This is a genomic window from Streptomyces sp. NPDC006259 (genome assembly GCF_042870975.1).
Lineage (GTDB): Bacteria > Actinomycetota > Actinomycetes > Streptomycetales > Streptomycetaceae > Streptomyces.
On sequence record NZ_JBIAHY010000001.1, the window covers coordinates 576,537 to 597,778 of the forward strand.

At 73.2% G+C, this 21,242-nt stretch carries 20 protein-coding genes; 11 read left to right on the forward strand and 9 right to left on the reverse strand.

The annotated features are described in order from the left end of the window. The first annotated feature begins 9 nt into the window (after positions 1-9). From ACFYO5_RS02515 to ACFYO5_RS02525, 3 genes are all read left to right on the forward strand, one after another. A complete protein-coding gene (locus ACFYO5_RS02515; RefSeq protein ID WP_388704701.1) occupies positions 10-1,119 on the forward strand; it encodes a serine hydrolase domain-containing protein in 1,110 nt (369 codons plus the stop codon). Between the two features lie 188 nt (positions 1,120-1,307). Beyond that, complete coding sequence (locus ACFYO5_RS02520) at positions 1,308-2,285, forward strand: small ribosomal subunit Rsm22 family protein (protein WP_388703288.1); 978 nt, start codon at positions 1,308-1,310, stop codon at positions 2,283-2,285. A 462-nt stretch (positions 2,286-2,747) separates the two neighbouring features. Then, on the forward strand, positions 2,748-3,476 hold the full coding sequence (locus tag ACFYO5_RS02525; protein WP_388703290.1) for an SDR family oxidoreductase: 729 nt from the start codon (positions 2,748-2,750) through the stop codon (positions 3,474-3,476). Between the two features lie 272 nt (positions 3,477-3,748). Here ACFYO5_RS02525 and ACFYO5_RS02530 read toward each other — a convergent pair whose 3' ends face one another. Beyond that, on the reverse strand, positions 3,749-4,075 hold the full coding sequence (locus ACFYO5_RS02530) for a nuclear transport factor 2 family protein (RefSeq protein WP_388703293.1): 327 nt from the start codon (positions 4,073-4,075) through the stop codon (positions 3,749-3,751). A 153-nt stretch (positions 4,076-4,228) separates the two neighbouring features. Between ACFYO5_RS02530 and ACFYO5_RS02535 the strand changes: the two genes are divergently transcribed. The 7 genes from ACFYO5_RS02535 (at position 4,229) to ACFYO5_RS02565 (ending at position 11,709) form a co-directional block, all read left to right on the forward strand. Continuing rightward, positions 4,229-4,774, forward strand: a complete 546-nt coding sequence (locus ACFYO5_RS02535; protein ID WP_388703296.1) for a DoxX family protein — start codon at positions 4,229-4,231, stop codon at positions 4,772-4,774. Between the two features lie 225 nt (positions 4,775-4,999). After that, positions 5,000-5,419, forward strand: a complete 420-nt coding sequence (locus tag ACFYO5_RS02540; protein ID WP_388703299.1) for a MazG-like family protein — start codon at positions 5,000-5,002, stop codon at positions 5,417-5,419. A gap of 98 nt (positions 5,420-5,517) precedes the next feature. Then, entirely contained in the window at positions 5,518-6,372 is an 855-nt protein-coding gene (locus ACFYO5_RS02545; protein ID WP_388703301.1) for a hypothetical protein, read from the forward strand. After that, a complete protein-coding gene (locus tag ACFYO5_RS02550; RefSeq protein WP_388703304.1) occupies positions 6,372-7,376 on the forward strand; it encodes a serine/threonine-protein kinase in 1,005 nt (334 codons plus the stop codon). Before ACFYO5_RS02545 ends, ACFYO5_RS02550 begins: the two co-directional genes overlap by 1 nt. 63 nt (positions 7,377-7,439) lie before the next feature. After that, positions 7,440-8,612 carry a branched-chain amino acid ABC transporter substrate-binding protein gene (locus ACFYO5_RS02555; protein ID WP_388703307.1) on the forward strand — a complete coding sequence of 391 codons (1,173 nt, stop codon included), beginning with the start codon at positions 7,440-7,442 and terminating at the stop codon, positions 8,610-8,612. Continuing rightward, on the forward strand, positions 8,612-10,825 hold the full coding sequence (locus ACFYO5_RS02560) for a bifunctional serine/threonine-protein kinase/ABC transporter substrate-binding protein (RefSeq protein WP_388703310.1): 2,214 nt from the start codon (positions 8,612-8,614) through the stop codon (positions 10,823-10,825). Before ACFYO5_RS02555 ends, ACFYO5_RS02560 begins: the two co-directional genes overlap by 1 nt. A gap of 344 nt (positions 10,826-11,169) precedes the next feature. Then, positions 11,170-11,709, forward strand: a complete 540-nt coding sequence (locus ACFYO5_RS02565) for a DUF1697 domain-containing protein (protein ID WP_388703313.1) — start codon at positions 11,170-11,172, stop codon at positions 11,707-11,709. 11 nt (positions 11,710-11,720) lie between these two features. Here the strand turns inward: ACFYO5_RS02565 and ACFYO5_RS02570 are convergent, their stop codons facing one another. The 6 genes from ACFYO5_RS02570 to ACFYO5_RS02595 form a co-directional block, all read right to left on the reverse strand. Then, a complete protein-coding gene (locus ACFYO5_RS02570) occupies positions 11,721-12,965 on the reverse strand; it encodes a cytochrome P450 (protein WP_388703316.1) in 1,245 nt (414 codons plus the stop codon). Between the two features lie 36 nt (positions 12,966-13,001). Continuing rightward, positions 13,002-14,477, reverse strand: coding sequence for a class I adenylate-forming enzyme family protein (locus ACFYO5_RS02575; protein WP_388703318.1), 1,476 nt, complete (start codon positions 14,475-14,477; stop codon positions 13,002-13,004). A 176-nt stretch (positions 14,478-14,653) separates the two neighbouring features. Further along, positions 14,654-15,019 (reverse strand): VOC family protein, encoded by a 366-nt coding sequence (locus ACFYO5_RS02580; RefSeq protein ID WP_356559269.1) that lies wholly within the window; start codon positions 15,017-15,019, stop codon positions 14,654-14,656. Between the two features lie 298 nt (positions 15,020-15,317). Then, positions 15,318-16,505 (reverse strand): NAD(P)/FAD-dependent oxidoreductase, encoded by a 1,188-nt coding sequence (locus ACFYO5_RS02585; RefSeq protein WP_388703321.1) that lies wholly within the window; start codon positions 16,503-16,505, stop codon positions 15,318-15,320. Positions 16,506-16,631: 126 nt separating this feature from the next. Further along, positions 16,632-17,237, reverse strand: coding sequence for a TetR/AcrR family transcriptional regulator (locus tag ACFYO5_RS02590; protein WP_388703324.1), 606 nt, complete (start codon positions 17,235-17,237; stop codon positions 16,632-16,634). A gap of 454 nt (positions 17,238-17,691) precedes the next feature. Further along, positions 17,692-19,158, reverse strand: coding sequence for an AMP-binding protein (locus ACFYO5_RS02595; RefSeq protein ID WP_388703326.1), 1,467 nt, complete (start codon positions 19,156-19,158; stop codon positions 17,692-17,694). 157 nt (positions 19,159-19,315) lie between these two features. On the opposite strand from ACFYO5_RS02595, the gene ACFYO5_RS02600 reads away from it, so the two are divergent. Beyond that, positions 19,316-19,714, forward strand: coding sequence for a DUF3224 domain-containing protein (locus ACFYO5_RS02600; RefSeq protein WP_356559277.1), 399 nt, complete (start codon positions 19,316-19,318; stop codon positions 19,712-19,714). Positions 19,715-19,764: 50 nt separating this feature from the next. On the opposite strand, the gene ACFYO5_RS02605 is transcribed toward ACFYO5_RS02600, so the two are convergent. Both ACFYO5_RS02605 and ACFYO5_RS02610 read right to left on the reverse strand, forming a co-directional pair. Further along, positions 19,765-20,484, reverse strand: a complete 720-nt coding sequence (locus ACFYO5_RS02605) for a PIG-L deacetylase family protein (RefSeq protein WP_388703329.1) — start codon at positions 20,482-20,484, stop codon at positions 19,765-19,767. Then, on the reverse strand, positions 20,481-21,242 hold the full coding sequence (locus tag ACFYO5_RS02610; RefSeq protein WP_388703332.1) for a thioesterase II family protein: 762 nt from the start codon (positions 21,240-21,242) through the stop codon (positions 20,481-20,483). The genes ACFYO5_RS02605 and ACFYO5_RS02610 overlap by 4 nt, the downstream gene beginning before the upstream one ends.

The following is a 21,242-nucleotide window of genomic DNA, read 5'->3' on the forward strand; positions in this document are numbered from 1 at the left end:
GCCCCGAGACTGCGGGTCGACACTCCGGAGCGGGCCGGTCTCGACCCCGAGGAGCTGCGTCACCTCGTACGCGAGGTCCGCGAACTGACCACCGGGGAACGGCCCTGGGCGGCCGGTGTCGTCGTGGTCGCGGGGCGCGGGCCGGTGATCGCGGTACGGGAGGCGGCGGGCTGGGCGGTGCGGTACGCGCGCCACGACCCGCGGACCGACGCCGGCGTGGAGCTGCCGCCCTCGTCCCGGGTCCCGATGACCGTCGACACGCCCTTCGACCTCGCGTCCCTCACCAAGTTGTTCACGGCCGTCGCGGCGGTCCAGCAGATCGAGCGCGGCACGCTGGGGATCGACGCGCGCGTGGGCGCCTATCTGCCCGACTTCAGGGCGGCGGCCGCCCATGACATCACCGTGCGCCAACTCCTCACGCACACCTCGGGGCTGCGGCCCGAGCTGCCGCTGTACGACTGCGCCGACGACGCCGGACGGCTGGAGCTGCTGCGGGCGGAGGCGCCGGTGACCGAGCCCGGGACGTACGTCTACTCGGACCTGAACATGCTGCTCCTCCAGCGGCTCCTCGAACGGCTCACCGGCCGGACGCTCTCCGTGCTGATCCGCGACGGGATCACCCGCCCGCTGGGGATGACGTCCACCGGCTTCGGGCCCTGTCCCGGTGCGGCCGCCACGGAGGACCAGCGGCGGCCGTGGGCGAAGGCCGACCGGGGTCCGCTGCGGGGCGAGGTGCACGACGAGAACGCCTGGGCGCTGGGCGGGGTGGCGGGTCACGCGGGGCTGTTCTCGACCGGGCCCGATCTCGCGGTGTTCTGCCGGACGCTGCTGGCGGGCGGCTCGTACGGCCCCGCGCGGATCCTCGGGCCCGACTTCGTGGAGCTGCTGCTGACGCCGCCGGGGCTGGGCTTCGCGGTGGACCAGGCGTGGTTCATGGGGGAGCTGGCGGGGCGGGGGGCGGCGGGGCACACGGGGTTCACGGGAACGTCCCTGGTGCTCGACCCGGCGACGGACACGTTCCTGGTGCTGCTGGGGAACACGGTGCATCCTCGGCGGCGGGCCGTGAGCAGTGCGCCGCGCGCGGCGGCGGGGACGCGCCTGAGACGCGCGGTCCGCTGAGGGCGCCGCGCCCCCCTGACCTGTGTCCACTCCCCCACCCGGCCCGGCGGGCCGGCCGGGCAGGCACCGTCGCCGTGGGGGCTGCCGCCCCCGGCCCCCGCTTCCGCCCGGCCGGCCTCGTCCTCGATCGTCGGACGGGCTGGGACACCAGGGCCCCGCCGCGGTGGGGGCGCGTTTAGAATTCGTGGGTGAACGACCCCGTATCCCCGGCGGAAGCCCTCCATACGTTGCTCGACGGGCTTCCGGCCCGGCAGGCCGGTCAGGCCGTGGAGCGGCTCATCGCCAACTACCGCGGGGCGACCCCGACCGACGCCCCGATCCTCCGCGACCGCGCGGACGTCGCCGCGTACGCCGCGTACCGCATGCCGGCCACCTTCGAGGCGGTCCGCTCGGCGCTGGAGGCGTTCGCGGACGCCGTGCCGGACTGGACGCCCGGCAGCCATGTCGACGTGGGCGGCGGCACGGGCGCGGCGACCTGGGCGGTCGGCGCCACCTGGCCGGGGCGGCGCCCGGTGACGGTGCTGGACTGGGCGGAGCCCGCCCTGGCCGTCGGCCGCGAACTCGCGGCGTCCCACCCGGCCCTGGAGCAGGCCCGCTGGCAGCGTGCCCGGATCGGCTCGGCCCTCACCCTGGACCCCACCGACCTGGTCACCGTGTCGTACGTGCTCAACGAGCTGTCTGCCCCCGACCGAGCCGCCCTCGTGGACACGGCCGCCGCCGCCGCGCAGGCGGTGGTGATCGTCGAGCCGGGCACCCCGGACGGCTACGGAAGGATCATCGAGGCCCGGACCCGGCTCATCGCGGCCGGCTTCGGCGTCGCCGCACCCTGCCCGCACAGCGCCGCCTGCCCGATGGTGCCCGGTGAGGACTGGTGCCACTTCTCGGCGCGGGTGAGCCGTTCGTCCCTGCACCGGCAGGTCAAGGGCGGCTCGCTGTCGTACGAGGACGAGAAGTTCGCCTATGTGGCCGCCGCCCGCTTCCCCGTCGACCCGGCCCCCTCCCGCGTGGTGCGGCGGCCGCAGATCCGCAAGGGCCAGGTGCTCCTCGACCTGTGCGAGGCCGAGGAGCGGCTGGCGCGGACGACGGTGACGAAGCGCCACGGTGACCTGTACAAGGCGGCGCGGGACGCCGACTGGGGCGACGCCTGGCCGCCACCCGCCTCCTGACTCAGGCGGGCTTGAGCCCCTGGTCGCCGACCTCGGTGACGAAGGACGCGGCGGTGGAGACCGGAGCGCCCGGCCGGGTGACGGGTGACGTAGGGGACGGTCTTGAAGTCGGCGCGGGCGAGGTCGCGGCCGAGGGCGACGGTCACATAGCCGCGCCGATTCCGGATGACGGTCGGTGTGGAGGCTGCGCGGCGGTGGGTGTGAGGGCTGCGCGGCGGTCGGCTTGACGCTGGGCGGCGGTCGGCATGGCGGTCCGTGCGGCGGTGTGCGTGGTGGGCTGTGCGCGGTCCGCCGGGACCCGCTCCCGTACGCTGCGGGGCCATGAACGCCAACAACGCCAAGCGAGCCGCCCGAGAGTCGGAGCCGGAGCCGGAGTCGGTGTCGGTGTCCGGGACGGGGTCGGAGTCGGAGTCGGAGTCGAGGGGGGCTTCGGTGTCGGGGTCTGGGTCGAGGATCGCGGTGGTGACCGGAGCCGGTTCCGGCATCGGCCGGGCGGTCGCCGTGGAACTGCTGCGCGCGGGCTGGTCGGTGGCCCTGGCCGGTCGTCGCACCGAGACCCTCGAGGAGACGGCCGCGCTGGTGCCGGACGCCGCGCGTCTCGTCGTACGGACGGACGTCTCACGCCCCGACGAGGTGGCGGGCCTGTTCGCCGCCGTGCGCGACCGGTTCGGCCGCCTCGACCTGCTGTTCAACAACGCGGGCACGTTCGGGCCGGGCGGGGTCCCGGTGGAGGAACTCCCCTACGACGCCTGGCGGCACGTGGTGGACACCAACCTCAACGGGGCGTTCCTGTGCGCGCAGGCGGCGTACCGGCAGATGAAGGAGCAGGCCCCGCGGGGCGGACGGATCATCAACAACGGGTCGATCTCCGCGCACGCGCCGCGTCCGCACTCGGTCGCCTACACCGCCACCAAGCACGCCCTGACCGGCCTGACCAAGTCGCTGTCGCTGGACGGGCGGGCGTACGGCATCGCGGTCGGGCAGATCGACATCGGCAACGCGGCGACCGACATGACCTCGCGGATGGAGACGGGCGCCTTGCAGGCCAACGGCGAGATCGCGCCGGAGCCGGTGATGAGCGTGGCGGACGTGGCGCGCACCGTGCGGCACATGGCGGAGCTGCCGTTGGAGGCGAACGTGCAGTTCGCGACGGTGCTGGCGACGGCGATGCCGTACGTGGGACGTGGCTGAACCGTCGACCCGCACCAGTGGACTTGAGCATTGCGACCCATCGGAGCCGGTCGAAAGGGGGTGGACCTCGTGTGAAGACCCGCGAGGTGCGCGCCGGACCGCGGAACGGCTGCCGTACGGCACACGGGCCCGGATAAAGATCCGGTCTCGGGCAGGCCGGCGGCCCGATGAGGCCGGCCGCGCGCCTGAGGCAGGCGGCTCGGTGAGGCCGGCCGCGCGCCTGAGGCAGGCGGCTCGGTGAGGCCGGCCGGCCTTCTCGCCGCTCCGCCCTGTTACGCCTGACCGGTCTCGAAGCGGGAGATCCGGCCGTCGTCCTCGACGACGAAGCTCCACCTGGTGCGCATCTCACCCCAGGCGTCGTTGCTGTAGCGGGCGAGGAGGGACCGGCCGCCGTCCGACTCGTTGTCGACCTCCAGATGACCGTGGGAGGAGAAGATCTCCCGGTCGATCCACTCGGTGAGATCGCGCGCGGAGCCGTCGTCGGCCATGGTCGCGTCCGGGGTGAGGAGCTTCAGGAAGGCCTCCCGGTCATGGGCGTTGACCGCGCAGACGAAGGCCCGGACGGCCGGGTCGGTGAGTTTTCCGGTCTGGATCGTCATGCGCGTCAGCCTCACACCGCGCCCGCCGCCCCGCCACCCGAACGGCCTCCGGGGCGGGGCGGTGAGGTGTGAGGGGTGCGACGGTGGACACGCGGAAGGGGTTGTTCCTGTGGTGCCCGCCCGCTTGTCCGCTCATCTCTCCGGGAGTCCACCGTGACCTGTTACGACCGACGTGATCTGGGCCTGCTGCTGCTCCGGCTGGGAACCGGAGGGGTGCTGATGGCGCACGGCGCGCAGAAGCTGTTCGGCTGGTTCGGCGGCCACGGGCTGGAAGGGACCGGCCAGTTCATGGAGTCCGTCGGGTACGCGCCGGGCAAGGCGAGCGCCACGGCGGCGGGCCTGGCGGAGGCCGGCGGCGGCGCGTTGCTCGCGCTGGGTCTGGCCACCCCGGCGGCGGGGGCCGCGGCGGCCGGCGCGATGGCGGGCGCCTCCGCGGTACACGTGCCCAACGGGTTCTTCGCGATGAGCGGCGGCTACGAGCACGCGGCGAGCCTCGGCCTCACCGCCGCGGGCCTCGCCGTCACCGGCCCGGGCCGCCTCTCCCTGGACCACGCCCTCGGCCACACCGTCGACCGGAACTGGATGGTCCCGGCCGCCCTGGGCGTGACGGCGGCGGCGACGGCGGTCATCGTCGGCCTGCGCACCAAGCGGCTGCGGCGGCGCGAGGAGGACGAGCAGGAGGCGTTGTTCGAGGAGTGAGGGACCGCTTCTGTCGCTGGAGGCAGGCGTGAAGGGCCGCCTCCGCCGGGGGAAGCAGGACTGAAAAGCCCGCCTCGCGCCGTGGAAGGCAGGTCTGAAGGGCCCGCCTCGGCCGGGGCAGGCAGGACCGAAAGGCCGCCTCCGCCGGAGCAGGCAGGACCGAAAGGCCGCCTCGCGCCGAAGGGCGGCTGTTCGCGCGGTGCCCGTCCTGGGCAGGCTGCGCCCATGAGTGACAGCCGTCCGCACGACCCGAGTCCGCAGCACCCGCCCGCCTCCGTCCCCCCTCCCGCCTGCCCCTCCGCCGGGGTCGACCTGTGGGGCACCGTCGACGCGCTGCGGGCCTGGCTCGACGCCGCCGAGCCGGCCGCCGGTCGGGAGGGCCTGCTCCTGCGGATGCTGAAGCTGTCGGAGGAGGTCGGCGAGGTCGCCCAGGCGGTGATCGGCGCGACCGGCCACAACCCCCGCAAGGGCGTCTCCCACTCCTGGGAGGACGTCCGGTCCGAGTTGTGCGACGTGGCCATCACGGCACTGGTGGCGCTGCGGACGCTGACGCCGGAGGCGGAGGCGGTGTTCGGGGAACACCTGGCGCGGGTGGCGGAACGGTCGTCGGTGGGTGCCGGCGGAGGCGGGGCCGACGTGCGCTGACTCCGCGTCCCCTGTTGTTCACGGAACCGCCCGCCCCCACCACGGGTCCCTCTGTACGATCGCCGCACGCGAGGCGGGGGCAGGCGGAGGGGGCGGCGATGGCCGGCAACGGCGTGGGGCACAAGGCGGCTCGGCCGTGGCGGGTCGGGGCGGCGACAGCCGGGGCGATCCTCGTACTCGGCGGCTGCGTGTCCGGGGCCGACGGCGGGGCGGCCCGGCCGAACCCCTCGACATCCTCCCGGGCCGCGACCGCTTCCGGTGCCGCCTCGGCTTCCGCGTCCGCGTCCTCCTCGACGGACGACACCACGTCGTCGACGCCGTTCGAGGCGGACCCCGCTCAGGTGCCCCGCACGAGACGACGGGCCGAGGCGCTGGCGGAGGCGGTCGCGCTGGAGCCGGAGGCGTGGGGCGCCGGCTTCCGGGCCCGGCAGCCGGCCGCCAGCACCCCTGGCACCGTCGCCGTGCTCGACGAACAGTGCCGGTGGGAGCGGCGGACGCTCCCCGGGAGCGTCCTGGCCTCACTGTCCCGCTACGGCGAGCTTCCCGGCACCGCGGGCAAGGGCGGGATCAGGGTGACCGCGGCGGTCACCGTGCACGCCACCGTGCTCGACGCGGACGAGCAGTTGGCCACCACGCTGGAGGAGCCGTTGCGCTGCCGGGAGCAGCAGGTCCGTAGCGACGAGTGGATATCCGGACTGATGTCGAACGCCACCCCGTACGGCCAGGGCAACAACACCTACGCCGACGACCAGGTCGTGGAACTCGGTTCGTATGTCGACGGGGACGGCAAGCAGACGTACTACTCGTACGTCACCCGGCTCGGCACGGTGGCCCTGGCGGTGTCGGTGCGGGGCGCCAAGGGCTATAAGAACGACGAGTTGATCCAGTACGCCTCGAACGCCAACGCCGCGATGCTCGACCGAGTCGAGGTCGAACTGGGAGGGAGAGCCTGATGGAGCCGCTGCGTCCGTCCGATCCCGCGCGCATCGCGGACCACCGCCTGCTCGGGCGGCTCGGCGCCGGTGGCATGGGCGTGGTGTACCTGGCGCGCACACCCGGCGGCGCGCTGGTGGCGCTGAAGGTGCTGCTCGCCGAGTACGCCGAGGAGCCGGGCTTCAAGGAGCGGTTCCGCCGCGAGGTCGAGGTGGCCCGCCGGGTCGACAGCCCCTGGACGGTGCCACTGGTGGACGCCGACGCGGACGCCGAGGCGCCGTGGCTGGCGACGGCGTTCGTGCCCGGGCCGTCGCTGGGCGAGGCGGTGGCCGCCTGCGGGCCTCTGGCGGAGCGCGGGCTGCGGCTGCTCGGCATCCGGCTGGCCGAGGCGCTGGCCGAGATGCACCGGGCGGGGCTGGTCCACCGGGATCTGAAGCCGGGCAATGTGCTGATCGCCCATGACGGGCCGCGGCTCATCGACTTCGGTATCGCCCGGGCCCCGCAGGACGGGACGCTCACGGCGACCGGAATGGTGGTCGGCACACCCGGCTATCTGTCGCCCGAGCAGGCGGAGGGACTCGGCGGGGACGGCGTCGGCCCGGCGAGCGACGTGTTCTCCCTCGGGTGTGTCCTGGTGTTCGCGGCGACCGGCCGGGCGCCGTTCGGCAGCGGGGCGGCCGCCGCCCTGCTGTACCGGGCCGTGCACGATCCGGCGGACCTCGACGGGGTACCCGCGGGCCTGCTCGGGGTGCTGGCCCGCTGCCTGGAGAAGGATCCGGCCAGGCGGCCGGACGCCGGGGAACTGGTGCGGGAACTGGCGGCCGGCGACGCTCCGCGGGACGGCGGGGCGGCCGACTGGCTGCCCGAACCGGTCACCCGCCTGATCGCCGAGCGCTCGGCCGCCGCACTCGCCCTCCCGGACATCGAGCCCACGTCGGCGCCGGCCGACACCCCGGCCGATCCCGACCCGGCCGATCCCGACCCGGCCGATCTCGACCCGGCCGCACGCGACACGCACGCGTAGCCGGAGCCGCAGGACGCCGGCCGGGCCGGCCGGCGTCGTTTCCTGCTGCTCGCCGGTGGGGCCGTGGCGCTGGCGGCGGGCGGGGGCGGAGCCTGGTGGGCGGTCACCCGGGACGGTGACACGGGCGGCGACAGCCCCGCCGCCGGCGCCTCCTCGCGCCGCCCGGTGCACACCGTCGCGCTGCACGGTGACCTCAGCGGCCCCCAGCGGGACACGGGCAGGGCCCAGGAGCGCGGACTGCGGCTGGCCGTCGCGGAGTTCAACGCGCACGCCGACGCTCCGTTCACCGTGAAGGTGAGGGCCGTGGACGACGGTGGCGATCCGGCGGCCTCGGCCCGGCTCGCCGCGGAGCTGACCGACGACCCGGCGGTCCTCGCCGTGATCGGCCCGACCACCGACGCCACGGCGCAGACAGCGCTGTCGAAGTACGACGCCGGACTGCTGCCGGTCATCGGCCTGTCCCCGGGCTCGACCATCCTCTCCATCCAGGGTTTCCGCTCGTTCCTGAACGCACGGCTGCCGGACCCGGTGTTGTCCATCTACGCCGGCAACTACCTGCGCGGCAGCGCCCGTTCGCGCAAGGTCGGCATCGTGGTCGACCGCCCGGCCGGAAACTACGGCACGGACCTCGGCACGTCCCTCAGCAACGCCCTCGGCAACGTGCGGCAACCGTCGGTGCCCGAAGTGGTCGGCGCGATGCGCCGCGACTTCGGCAGCGCGGTGGACGCGGTGCTCTCCGCCGGCGCCGACTCCGTGTTCTTCGCCGGTCTGCCCGACCGGGGGGCGTTGATCGCCGCGACGCTGCGGGAACGCGCCTTCCCGGGTGCGCGGGTGTCCGGCCCGGCGCTGCTCGACGGCGAGTTCCTGACGCGGGCCCAGGAGGCGGCCGAGGGCTGGGTGTTGGTGGCCCCGGTCATCGACGCGACCCGCAAGCCCGAGGCGAGGACGTTCGCCGCCGCCTACCGCGAGCGCTTCGAGGAGGCGCCGCCCCGGTACGCGGCGGAGGCCTACGACGTGGCCGGGATGCTGCTCGACGCCCTGTCGGGGCTGCCGTCGAAGAAGCGCACCCGGGAGAACCTGCTCGCAGCCGTGCGGGCGGGGACGTACGAGGGCATCACGAAGCCGTTCGCCTTCCAGAAGACCGGTCAGCTCGTCATCGACGGCAACGGCGGCTATCTCTGGAAGGTCGAACAGGGGGACTTCGTGTATGCCGGTCCCGCGCCGCTCACCGCCTGATGGAACCGCTGCGGACCGGCGACCCGTCCCGGGTCGGCCGCTACCGTCTGCTGCGACGGTTGGGCGCCGGCGGCATGGGCGTGGTCTTCCTGGCCCGCTCGCCGGGCGGAGCGATCGCCGCGGTGAAGACGGTCCGCTCCTCGTACGCCGACGAGCCGGGCTTCCGGGCCCGTTTCCGCCGTGAGATCGAGGCCGCCCGACGGGTGGACAGCCGCTGGGTGGTCCCGTTGCTCGACGCGGACGCCGACGCGGAGACACCGTGGCTGGTGACCTCGTACGTGCCGGGACCCTCGCTCGCGGAGACGGTGGACGCTTTCGGGCCGTTGTCGCTCGCCTCGGTGCGCGTGCTGGGGGTGCGACTCGCCGATGCGCTGGAGGCGGTGCACGCGGCCGGACTCGTGCACCGTGACGTGAAGCCGGGGAACGTCCTGCTGGCCCCGGACGGGCCACGGCTCATCGACTTCGGGATCGCCCGCGCGCCGGAGGCCACCGCGCTCACCGCCAGCGGCGTGATCGTCGGCTCGCCCGGCTTCCTGTCGCCGGAGCAGGCACGGGCGCGGGGCGGCGAGATCGGCCCGCCCAGTGATGTGTTCTCGCTGGGGTGCGTGCTCGCCTTCGCCGCGACCGGGGTACGGCCGTTCGGCGGCGGGGCCGCGGCAGGCATGCTGCTGCGCACGGTCTACGACGAACCGGATCCGACGGCGATCCCGGACCGTCTGGCCCCTGTGCTGAGATCCTGCCTGCGCAAGGATCCGCCCGGACGCCCCACCCTCGCGCGGCTCCGCGAGGCCCTCGCAGGAGAACCCGAGGCCCACTCCGCCGAGCGATCGGACTGGCTGCCCGCGCCGGTCATCCGGCTGATCAACGACCGTTCCGCCGCCCTGCTCGCCATCGGGCCGATCGAGCCGACCCAGGTGCCCACCGCCGCGTCGGCGGGCACCGTGTCACCGGAGGCCGGGACGCTGACGACCGTCACCGCCGCCCGGCCCCGCGCCGTCGGCCGCCGCGGCCTCCTGCTCCTCGGCTCGGCCGCCGGCGCGCTGGCGGCGGGCGGTGGCGGGGCCTGGTGGTGGACCACGCGGCCGACGTCGGGAACGGCCCCGCCGTCCGGGACCGGCCGTCCGCGCCCCGAGCTGGTCATGGCCTTCCACGGCGATCTGACCGGCGCCCGGAAGGAGACCGGGAACGCCCAGCTCAAGGCCGCCCGACTGGCCGTCGAGCAGATCGACGCCGGGAGCGAACACCCCTTCCGGCTGAGACTGCGGGCGTACGACGATGGTGGCGACGCGAAGCGGGCCGCTCGGCTCGCCACCCGGCTGACGAGGGACGCCGACGTCCTCGCCGTGCTCGGACCCACCACCGACGCCTGCTTCCTCGCGTCCGAGGTCACGTACACCAGGGCGGTGATGCCCGTCGTGTCCGTCTCGGTGGGTGTCGACACCCGGAGCAGGACGATCGGTACGAACCTCTTCCACTGCCATGCCGCGCTGAGCGTCGTGGACGAACTCCTCGCCGCGCCCTGCGTCCGCTACCTCAGCGACCACGTCGACGCCCGGAAGGTGTTCCTGGTGGAGGACCGGGCGCAGGGCCACTTCGCCTGGACCCTGTGCGACCGGGCCCAGCGCGCACTGCGGCAGGGCGGCCGCGAGGCGACGGTGACCGGTGTCGCCGCCGGGAGGATCGACTACGCGTCGCTGGCCGACGCGGTGATCTCCGCCCGCGCGGACGCGGTGGTCTTCACCGGCGACGCGGCCCGGACCGCCGGACTCGCGTCGGCGCTGGACGCCGCCCGCTTCACCGGCACCCGGATGGCGACGGAACGCGCCTTCGACCCGCGGTTCCTCACCTCGGCCGGGGCCGCCTCGACCGACTGGGTCTTCGCCACCTCCTTCACCGACCCGACGGCCCGCCCCGGCGCCCGCGCCTTCACCACGGCCTACCGCGCCCGCTACGGCACCCCTCCCGGCTGGTACGCGGCGGAGGCCCACGACGCCGTAATGTTCCTGGCGGGGGCGTGCGCCAAGGACGGCTCGGTGCTGACGGAACGGGGCGCGATCGCCCGCCGGATGCCGGAGATCACGTACGCGGGCATCACCAGAACCGTCAGGTTCGAGCAGGCGTACGGCTACAACCACGACGCGATGTTCCTGTTCCGGGCCGCGGACGGGGCGTTCAGGTACCTGGGGCAGTATCAGGAGGCGGTGGTGTCCTGAGCGGGGAAGGGCCGCGACCGGGCCCGGCAGGAGCGGGACGCACACCACCGTTCGCCGTCGGCCGCACATCGAGCAGGGGCGACTTCGGCGGATCCGGTGGCCGGCAGCACGACCTGGCCGGGGACGACGATGCCGGGCGGGCGTTTCGTCGACAGCCGGGGAGAGCGACATGGTCGGGACGCGCGCAGCGGCGGCGGCTGCGCAGGCAGGACGCGCGACCCGCCGGTCGGCACGACCGGCGGGCGCCGGCCCCCGAGCGGTCCGGGCCGGGGCGCCTCGCGATCGAGGGCGCCCACCGAGTCCTTCCTTGTCGATGCCATGGGGCGTGTGGGACGGTGGGCGGCATGACGAAGTACGTCGCACTGCTGCGCGGCATCAACGTGGGGGGCCACGCCAAGATCGCGATGAAGGATCTCCGCGAGCTGTTCGGCGAGATGGGCTTCGACGAGGTCCAGACGTACCTCCAGAGCGGGAACGTGGTGTTCGCCGATCCCGCGGGTGCCGCGCCGGGCGAACTGCGGGAGCGGATCGAGAAACGGCTCTCCGACGGACTGGGCGTACCGGCCGGCGTGCTGCTGCGCACCGGCGAGTCGCTGGCCCGCACGGTCGCCGCCAACCCGTACCTGGACCGCGAGGACGACCCGACCAAGCTGCACGTCACCTTCCTCGCCGAGAGGCCGACCGCCGAGCAGGCGGCCGGCCTGCGGACGCCCGCCGGGGAGACCGCCGAGTTCACCCTGGTCGGCGACGAGATCCACCTGCACGTGCCGGGCGGCTACGGGCGGACCAAGCTGAACAACACGTTCATCGAGCGTCGGCTGGGCATCGCCGCCACCACCCGCAACTGGAAGTCCGTCAGCGCCCTGCACGCGATGGCGTCCTGACGGGAGCGGGGTCAGCCCAGCAGGTTGACCGGGAGGCTGTCGAAGCCCCGGTTGCCGAGACCCGGGTGGCGCACCGCCGGACCCGCGGGCTCCAGTTTCGGGAAGCGGGCCAGCATCCGGCCGAACACCACCTCGGCCTGCAGGCGGGCCACGTGCGCGCCCAGGCAGTGGTGGATGCCGGCCGCGAAGGAGAGGTGGCCGTTCTCCTTGCGGGCGACGTCGAAGGTGTCCGGGTCGTCGAAACGCTCCGGGTCGTGGTTGGCGGCGCCGAGCATCATCATCACGCCCTGCCCGGGCTTGAGTTCGGCGCCCGCGAAGCCGTGCGGCTCCAGCACGGTGAACACGTCGAACTGGGACGGCGAGTCGAAGCGCAGCATCTCCTCGACCGCCGAGGACAGCAGTTGGGGGTCCTCGGTGAGGCGCCGCCGCGCCTCGGGGAAGCGGAACAGGGCGTCCAGTCCGTTGCCGATCAGGTTGGCGGTGGGCGTGTTGCCCGCACCGAACAGCAGCAGCGCGGTGGCGATCACTTCGGTCTCGTCCAGCGCGTCGGCCGAGGTGCTCGCGAGCCGGCTGAGCAGGTCGTCCTGCGGGCGCTGCCGCCTCTCGGCGATGAGGCCGCCGAGGTAGGAGGCGAGGTGCGCCTGGGCGGCGACGCCGCGGTTGATCTCCGCGGGGCCGGCGGCCGGCTCCATCAGCAGGCCCAACTCGTGGATGACGGGGACCAGGTCGGCCCGGTCGGCCTCCGGTATGCCGAGCAGGTCGCCGATGGTGCTGACCGGCAGCGGCATCGCCAGTTCGGTCATCAGGTCGGCGCCGGGCCGCGCCGCCAGCCGGTCGAGAAGGCCGTCGACGCGCCGGGTGACGCCGTCGCGCAGCGCCTCGACGTGCCGGCCGGTGAAGGCGGAGCTGACGATCCGTCGTAGCCGGGTGTGCTGCGGCGGATTGGTGAGGATCATGCTGTGCTGCATCAGCTCCATGACGCCGCGCAGGTCGTCCTTGGCGACGTCCTTGAGCTGGAGCTTCAGCCACTCGTCGCCCTTGCCGAGCGAGCGGTTGCGCAGCGCCGCGTTGCAGTCGACGAATCGGCTGAGCACCAGGGTGCCGTCGCTGGTGAGCAGCGCGGGCGCCGCGTCGCGGAGCCGGCGGTAGAGGGGGTAGGGGTCCTCCACCGGTTGCATCATGATCGTGTAGAAGAGCTGTTCGGCCTCGGCGTCGGCGCGAGCGACGACGGGCTCCGCGGGGGGCCTGGCGGGCATGAGTTCTCCCTTCGCTGTTCGCAGGGTGACTGATGGTCAGCTACTGGTGAGCTGTGCGCGCAGCTGGTGCTTGAGCACCTTCCCCATCACGCCGCGGGGCAGGGCGTCGACGAGCTGGAAGCGGGTCGGGATCTGGTGCGGCTCGAGCCGCTCGGCGAGCGCCGCCCGGACGGCGGGCAGGCCGTCGTCGGCGAGCACCAGGACGGCGGCCAGTTCGACCCGGTCGGTGCCGGCCACCGGCACGCCCAGCACGGCGGCCTGTTCGACGCCGGGGCACTCGTACAGCGCTGCCTCGGTGTGGATGGTGGAGACCAGCTTGCCGTCGACGGTGACGGCGTCGGCCGCCCGGTCGAACAGGTGGAGTTCACCCTCGGCGTCCAGGTAGCCGAGGTCGCGGGTGCGGGTCCAGTCGTCGGTGAGCTGCTCGTCGCGCTCGGCGCCCTCCAGGAAGAGGCGCTTGGGCGCGCCGCAGCGCAGCCAGATCTCGCCGATCTCACCGGTGGCGACGGGGTTGCCGTCGGCGTCGGCAACGAGCAGTTCGGAGCCCTCGCCGGGGCGGCCGACGCAGAACGGCCGGTCCACGTCGAAAGTGGTGGCGATCACCGCGGGCACCGCCTCGCGGGCCGCGTACACCGAGGTGACCTGGGCGTTGGGCATCATCCGCTTGAGCGCGGAGGCGGTGGCCGGCGGAAGCGGGGCGGAAGCGGTGGCCAGTGTCTCGACGCAGGACAGGTCGTGGGTCTCGTGGATCTTCCCGGCGACCATCTGGATGCCGATCCACGGGGTGAACATCACCGAGACGATCCGGTACTGCTCGATGAGTTCGCCCATGCGGTGGACGTCGTTGACCGGGCAGAGCACCAGGGTCGCCGGGTTGGTCAGCGCGATGGCCATGGTGGTGGCGCTGGAGGTGGTGCCGAGCGGGATCGGGGCGAGCAGCGGCTTCGGCTTGCCGAGCTGCTTGAAGCCCTCGGGGCCGCGTCCGAAGGTCAGGTTGCCGTGCGGGGTGGCGATCGCCTTGGCCGTTCCGGTGGTGCCGGAGGTGTAGAGGATGTCGGCCAGGTCGTCGGGCCTCAAGTCGACCTTGACCGGGGTTGAGTCGCCGCTGTCGATCTCGTCGACGGTGGCGGCCCAGCCCTCGAAGCCCTCGGGCACCGCGACGTCATGGCCGCGGACCAGGCCGGTGACCTGGCACTGGGCGATCCGGCGGGCGAACTCGGCGGCGGAGATGTCCCTGTGCATGTGCACCGCGGTGGCACCGGCGTTGACGATGCCGAGGTAGGCGATCGCGTAGTCGATCCAGTCGAGGCCGCCGAACAGCAGGGCGATCCGCTCGCCGCGGCTGGTGCCCCGGTCGAGCAGGCCACGCGCGACGGAGTTGGCCCTCTTGTACCACTCGCCGTAGCTGAGTGTCCGTTCCCCGTTGATGTTCACGACGATCTGGTCGGGATGGATCTCGGCGCGCAGCCGGAGCAGGTCGGGAACAACCAGCGCGGGTGTGGCGACGGACATGTGCGTACCCCCAAGGCCCTGGGATTGTCAGCGGGCCGACGCTACCCAACGGGCCCGGCCGACCGACGTACAGGATTGAGCAGTCGAGGGGATCGGCGGATCCGGCGGTGCGGTGGTGCGGGGCAAGCCGGAACGGGCCCGCCGCGGCTGCGGCGGGCCCGTTCCGGGCGGGCGGGTCAGCCCTGGCTGATGCAGAACGGGTGGCCGGCCGGGTCCAGGAAGACCCGCCAGCGCTCACCGCCGGGCTGGGTCTCCGCCTTGGCGGCGCCGAGCTCCAGCACCCACTTCTCGGCGGCGTCCAGGTCCTCGGCGGAGAAGTCGAGGTGGAACTGCTGCGGGACGCTCTGGCCGGGCCACTGCGGAGCCTGGTAGTCGGCGACCTTCTGGAACCCCATGGCCGGGCCGCCGTTGCCGTCGAGGCCCGCGAAGTCGTCCGACTTGTACGAGACCTTCAGACCGCTCAGCTCCGAGTAGAACTCGGCCAGCTCGGTGGGGTTGGAACAGTCGAGGGTGACACCGTAGTACTTGGTGGGCACGGGCACGCCGAAACTCCTTCGGTGCAGATACATGGATTCGGAGGTGGCCGAAAAGCAGCGCACGACATCCGCGGCTCGGGTCGAGGACGGCAAGCCGATAGTGACTGTATTTCAGAACTACCGTGGCCGCACACGAATGGCAATGTGCGAGGCCTCGCATTCTCGAGTCGAAGGCTACTCGGTGTGGTGACTCGGGACCTGGAGTTCCACACATTCGACTCGGCCGAGGTGTCGGCGACTTGGCTCGCCGAAAACCACGCGCGCTCTCCGGACATCCGACACGGCGTGATCCGCACGAGAGGCCCTAGCCCTGTAGCAGGGCCAGCAGTTCGGGGGTGTACAGCTCGGAGACCGGGCGGACCCCGGCCACCGTGTCGAAGTACCGCTGGGTGAGGTCCTCGCTGGTGCTGACCGCCCGCAGCAGCGCCAGGCGCTTCTCGCGGGCGTCGGCCTGGGCGACCAACAGGGTGCCCTGGTAGGGGGGCGTCAACTGCTGGACCACTTCGGTGCCGTAGGCCTCCAGGGCGGCGGTCAGCCGGGCCTCGTCGTGCAGGCCCTCGGCGACCGCGTCGACCAGCAGCTCGGCCTGGAGGAAGGCGTCGCCGATGCCGCGCGCGGTGATCGAGTCCTTGTGGTGGGCGGCGTCGCCGACCAGCGCCCAGCCAGGGCCCGACATCTCCCGGAAGTAGTTGCGCTGGTCGCCGGTGCCGCGCAGCCGTTCGGTCTGCTCGGCCCGCTCCATCTGCGCGAACAGAGCCGGGGCGTTGACCTCGACACCCTCCCGGTAGGCGGCGAAGGCGTCGGTGCGGACCTCCTCGAAGCGGTCCTGCGGGAAGTACGCGGAGATCAGCACCGCGTCGTTGGTGGGGACGGCGGAGACCCAGCCGCGTTCGCCCTCGTACAGCTCGAAGTCGGTCTTCGGGCCGTCCCAGAAGGTGTAGTAGGCGCAGGTCAGCCGCGGGTGTTCGACGGTGGTGCGGGCGCCGACCAGCCCGGCGACGGTGGAGCGCATGCCGTCCGCGCCGACCACCAGCCGGGCGCGTTCGACGGCGGACCGGCCACCGGGGGCGGTGCAGCGCACGCCGACCACCCGGCCGTCCTCGACCAGCAGCTCGTTGACGCCGCAGTGGTCGCGGAACTCGACGCCGGCGGCCACCGCGCCCTCGACCAGGATCTCGTCCAGCCGGTGGCGGCGGGGGGCGTACGAGGCGTGCACCGTGCCGTTCGGGCCGGCGCAGCCGGCCAGGCGGACGTCGTCGATCTCGTAGACGGTCCGGTCGAGCGGCGGGCAGCCGGTGGCCTTGACGGCGTCCAGCAGGCCCCAGCGCTCCAGGCGGGACACGCCGGGCTGCTGGATGTACAGCGTGGAGAGGGTGTCGGTGCGAAACGCCGCCCGGTCGAGCAGCAGGACCCGGTAGCCCTGCCGGGCGAAGAGCATGGCCGTCGGCCCGCCCGCGCATCGCGCGCCCACCACGATCACGTCCCACTCCACGACGAGCCACCTCCCGCAGCGGTCCGGGCCCGCGCTGTCTGCGCCGCGCCCACTGCGGGCCCGACCGTACGCAGCCCGGGTGTTCGGGGCCGCCCACTTTTGAGCGTGCCCCGCGACGACCGGCGGCTAGGGGCGGATCAGCGGCAGGATCAGGTCGTCGACCACGGAGACCACCAGGTCGTCGGGGACCGGCGAGGGATCGCTCAGGAAGCGCTGGACCAGCATGGCCGGGCCGATGCCGATGATCAGCGGGTTGATCGAGCCCTTGCGGACCTCGCCGCGTTCGGCGGCCCGTTCCAGGATCCGCCGGAACACGTCCTGGCGGGGGGCGACCACCCGGTCGTTGACGATGCCCATGAACGGCCGGTCCCGGTCCATCTCGGCGAGCAGGCTCTGTACGGCGCGGCCGACCGGGGAGTTGAGCACCGTGGCCTTCTCGCGCATGTGCTCGATCAGGTCCTCGCGGACGTCGGCCCCCTCGGGGAGTTCGTCGGGTGACGGCAGCCTGTTGTCGAGGGCGTCGATCACCAGGGCGGCCTTGTTGGACCAGCGCCGGTAGATCGCGGCCTTGCCGGTGTGCGCGGTGGCGGCGACCGAGTCCATGGTCAGGTTCCCGTAGCCGACGTGGGCCAGCTGTTCGATCACGGCGTCGAAGATGGCCTGCTCAAGGGCCTTCCCCCGGCGCCGAATCGGCGTACCGGCGACCGTGAGCGACCGGGCGTCAGCTGTCATGGCATCCCCCATCCGAGCGACAAGTGAACTCTTGCGTTCCCAATTTGTTGCACGGTAGGGTCCCCCGCATAGGAAACTGTGCAGTACCTTATCGAAGATCGAAAGTGCGATGACCGAGCTGGACGCTTCCCCCCTGACGGCCCCGGCGCCACGGCGTGGCCGCCGCGACGGCACGGGCCGTGCCGTGCTCGCCGTCGCGCAGCGCACGGCGGTGCTCGACGCGGCCATCGTGGACGTCGCCCTGCCGCGGGTCCGGAGCGCCGCCGGGATTCCCACCGAGAACCCGTCCCGGGTGGTCACCACCCACCCGCGACGCGGGTGCACTGCTCCGCATCCCCGCGATGCCGGCCGCGCCCGAGGCGGACCTCGACGGGTCCGGCCCCGCGGCCCCGATCGCGGACGTCCCTCCGCCGCGACGGGCGCGGCCGGAGCGGGACCCGGGGTGTCGGGCCCGCTAGCGGTCGGCCAGTTCCCGGCGCAGGATCCGCTTGAGCACCTTGCCGGTGATGCCGCGCGGCAGCGACTCACGGGCCTCGACCAGGACCGGCAGCTGGTGCGGCTCGAGCATCCCGGCGAGGAAGGCGGGCAGTTCGGCGGCGGCCGCCGGGTCCTCCAGCACCACCACCGCGGCCGGGCCCGAGCCCGCGGCGACCACCGCGGCCTCGCGAACCGCCGGGTGCTCGTACAGCGCCGCCTCGACGGCCACCGAGGAGACCCGCACCCCCGCGCCGCTGTCGAGCACGTCGGTGCCGCGGTCGAAGAGGTGCAGCCAGCCCTCCTCGTCGAGGTGGCCGAGGTCGCCGGTGCGGATCCAGCCGTCGATCCGCACCTCGGCGTCACGCCGGGCGTCCAGGTAGTGGCGGCCGGGCGCGGCGGAGCGCAACTGGATCTCGCCGACCTCGCCGAGCGGGAGTTCGGCCCCCAGGGCGTCGGCGATCCGGACCTCGCTGCCGCGGGCGGCCCGGCCGAGGGTGCTGGGGCGGGCCGGGTCGAAGGTGTTGACGACGACCGCGGGGACGGCCTCGGACTGCGAGTAGGCGGTGTTCAGCTCCGAGGCGGGGAACAGCTTCAGCAGTCCGCGACTGAGCGCGGGGGCCAGCGGGGCGGAGGCGATCGCCACCCGCTCGACGCAGCTGAGGTCGTGGCGTTCGCCGAGCCGGGCGGCCAGCATCCGCATCGCGATCCACGGGGTGATCATCACCGAGCCGATCCGGTGACGGCTGATCAGTTCGGCCATCCGCTCCACGTCGTCGACGGCGACCAGCACCAGCGCCGACGGCGAGGTGACCGCGATGATGGCCACCGTGGTGGCGCTGGACGTGGTGCCCAGCGGCATCGGGGCGAGCAGCGGGGTCGGGTTCTCGAACTGCAGCAGGCCCTCGGGGCCGCGCCCGAAGGTGAGATTGCCGTGCGGGTTGGTGAAGGCCTTGGCCGGCCCGGTGGTGCCGGAGGTGTAGAGCACGTCGGCGATGTCCTCGGGGGCGAGCGGCACGTCGACCGGCGTCTCGTCACCGCTGTCCAGTTCGGCGACCTCGGCGGTCCAGCCGGTGAAGCTCGCGGGCGGGCACAGCGGGCCGCTGTGGATCACCCCGGCGACCTGGCACTCCGCGAGCCGGCGTTCGATCTCGCGTTCGCCGAGCCGGTCGCTGAGGTGGACGGCGGTGGCGCCGACGCCGAGCACGGCGAGGTAGGCGACCGCGTAGCCGGTCCAGTCCATGCCGCCGTACAGCAGGCCGATCCGGCGGCCCTTGGTGACGCCGGCGGCGAGCAGGCCGTGGGCGGTGCGGTCGACCCGGCGCTGCCAGTCGCCGTAGTTCAGTGCGTCGGTTCCGTCGATGTTGAGTGCCATACGGTCCGGGTACCGTTCGGCCCGCTGGCGCAGCAGATCGGTGACCCGGACCACGGTGCTCGCTCGTTCCATGTCGACTCCTCGACCGCGGGGCTGGAAATCCCACGCTACGAAGCCCCTATCGCCTTATCTGCTCAGAATTGCGCGACTACCGTGGCGCCTTTCGGTATACCGTCGAGAGGTTGGTGAACCAGCATCTATTTCTCGGACCGACCGGAGAGAGCTGATCATGACTCGGATTGCTAATTCCGCGTGGGAGACATCCTCCTGGGAAGAATCCAACTATTTCGAGCCCGCGGACGGTCCGCCGCTTATCCGCGCCGATGTGAAGCGCGTCTTCCACGGTGATGTGGAGGGCACCGGCGAGGCGGTTCTGCTGTGCTGCCGCCCGGACGAGAAATCGGCCGGATACGTCTCCACCGAGCACATCGTCGCCACGCTGGCGGGACTCTCCGGCACCTTCGTGGTCCAGCACGGCGCGTCGATGGGCGCCGACCGGCCGCAGTCCATGGGCTTCGTGGTCCCGAACTCCGGCACCGGCGGCCTGACCGGCCTCAGCGGATCCTGTGCCTTCGGCCACGACGAGGAGGGGAAGGCGTACTTCCGCCTGGAGTACCAGCTGCCGTGAGACGACGACGTCCCCGCACCGGCAGCGGCCGGTCCGGGGACGTCGCGCGTTCAGCGCGCGACGATCTCCAGGGCCACCGCAGGGCGGCCGCCGAACCGCCGGCCGACCAGCTCGGCGAAGGCCTTCATCGGCTCGGCGACGCTGGTGACCGGCGGATTGAGGCCGCCCAGGTAGGCGCGGTGCGCCTCCAGCGAGGCGATGCCCGCCTCCAGATGGTCGGTGACGTCGACGGCGTGGGTGGGCTGCGGGGAGTTGGCCATCGCCACGTACGTGACACCCGACCAGGGCTCCAGGCCCAGGTCCTGGAAGATCCACCGGTTGCCGGCGTCACCGACGGCGTCCAGTAGGGCGTGCGCGGTGTGCCGGTGATCAGGGGTGTTCCACTTGCCGGTCGAGGTGGTCTCCCGGCCGTTGAAGCCGAGCACGAAGTCGGGTCGGTGGCGGCGGATCGCGGCGGCGATGTCCCGGCGCAGGCCGAGCCCGTACTCGATCTCGCCGTCGCGGTGGTCCATGAACTCGACCTCGGAGACGCCGACGATCTTGGCGCTGGCCCGCTGTTCGGCCTCGCGGACCACCGCCGACTCGGCCGGGGCGAGGCCGTCGATGCCCGCCTGGCCCCTCGTCACCAGCAGGTAGGAGACGCTCTTCCCGGCGGCCGTCCAGGCGGCGACGGCGCTCGAGGTCCCGAACTCGATGTCGTCCGGGTGGGCGACCACCGCCAGGGCGCGGTTCCAGTCGTCGGGCAGGCTCTGCAGATCCTCGACGGTCATCGGGACACTCCTTCGGTGGGCAGCTGACGGTTGGTCGATGCGGACGGCCGGAGGTCGAGGTCCGCCCGGATCTCGTCCAGCAGGCCGGCCGCGTGTTCCTTGAGGTAGAAGTGGTCGCCGTCGAACTCGCGGAACCGGAAGGCGCCCGCGGTGACCTGCGCCCAGGCCGCCAGTTCGTCCGTGTCGGCCTCCGGGTCGTCCCGCCCGACGAACGCCGTGATCGGGCAGTGCAGGCGGGGCCCGGGCAGCGGCGTGTAGGTGTCGTTCAACTCGAAGTCGGCACGCAGCGTCGGCAGGAACAGCCGCACCAGTTCGGGCTGTTCCAGCACGTCGGACGGGGTGCCGTTGAGCCGGGCCACCTCGGCGAGGAAGGCCGCGTCGTCGAGCCGCGCGTAGGACGCGCGGCTCGCGGGCAGATGCGGTGCGCGGCGGGAGGAGACGAACAGCCGCACCGGGGCGGGCAGGCCGAGCGCCACGAACCGCCGGGCCAGCTCGTAGCAGACGGCGGCGCCCAGACTGTGCCCGAACAAGGCGTAGGGCCGGTCGAGTTGGGGGCCGATCAGTTCGGCCAGCGGGCCGATCGCCTGTTCCATCGTCACGTACGGCAGCTCGCGGATCCGGCTCTCCCGGCCGGGCAGCACCACCGGGCGGACCTCGATGCCGGGGGCGAGCGCGGCGCGCCAGGGGTGGAAGAACGCGCCGCCGCCGCCGGCGTGCGGCAGGCAGAACAGCCGCAGCTCCGCCTCGGTCCTGCTCAT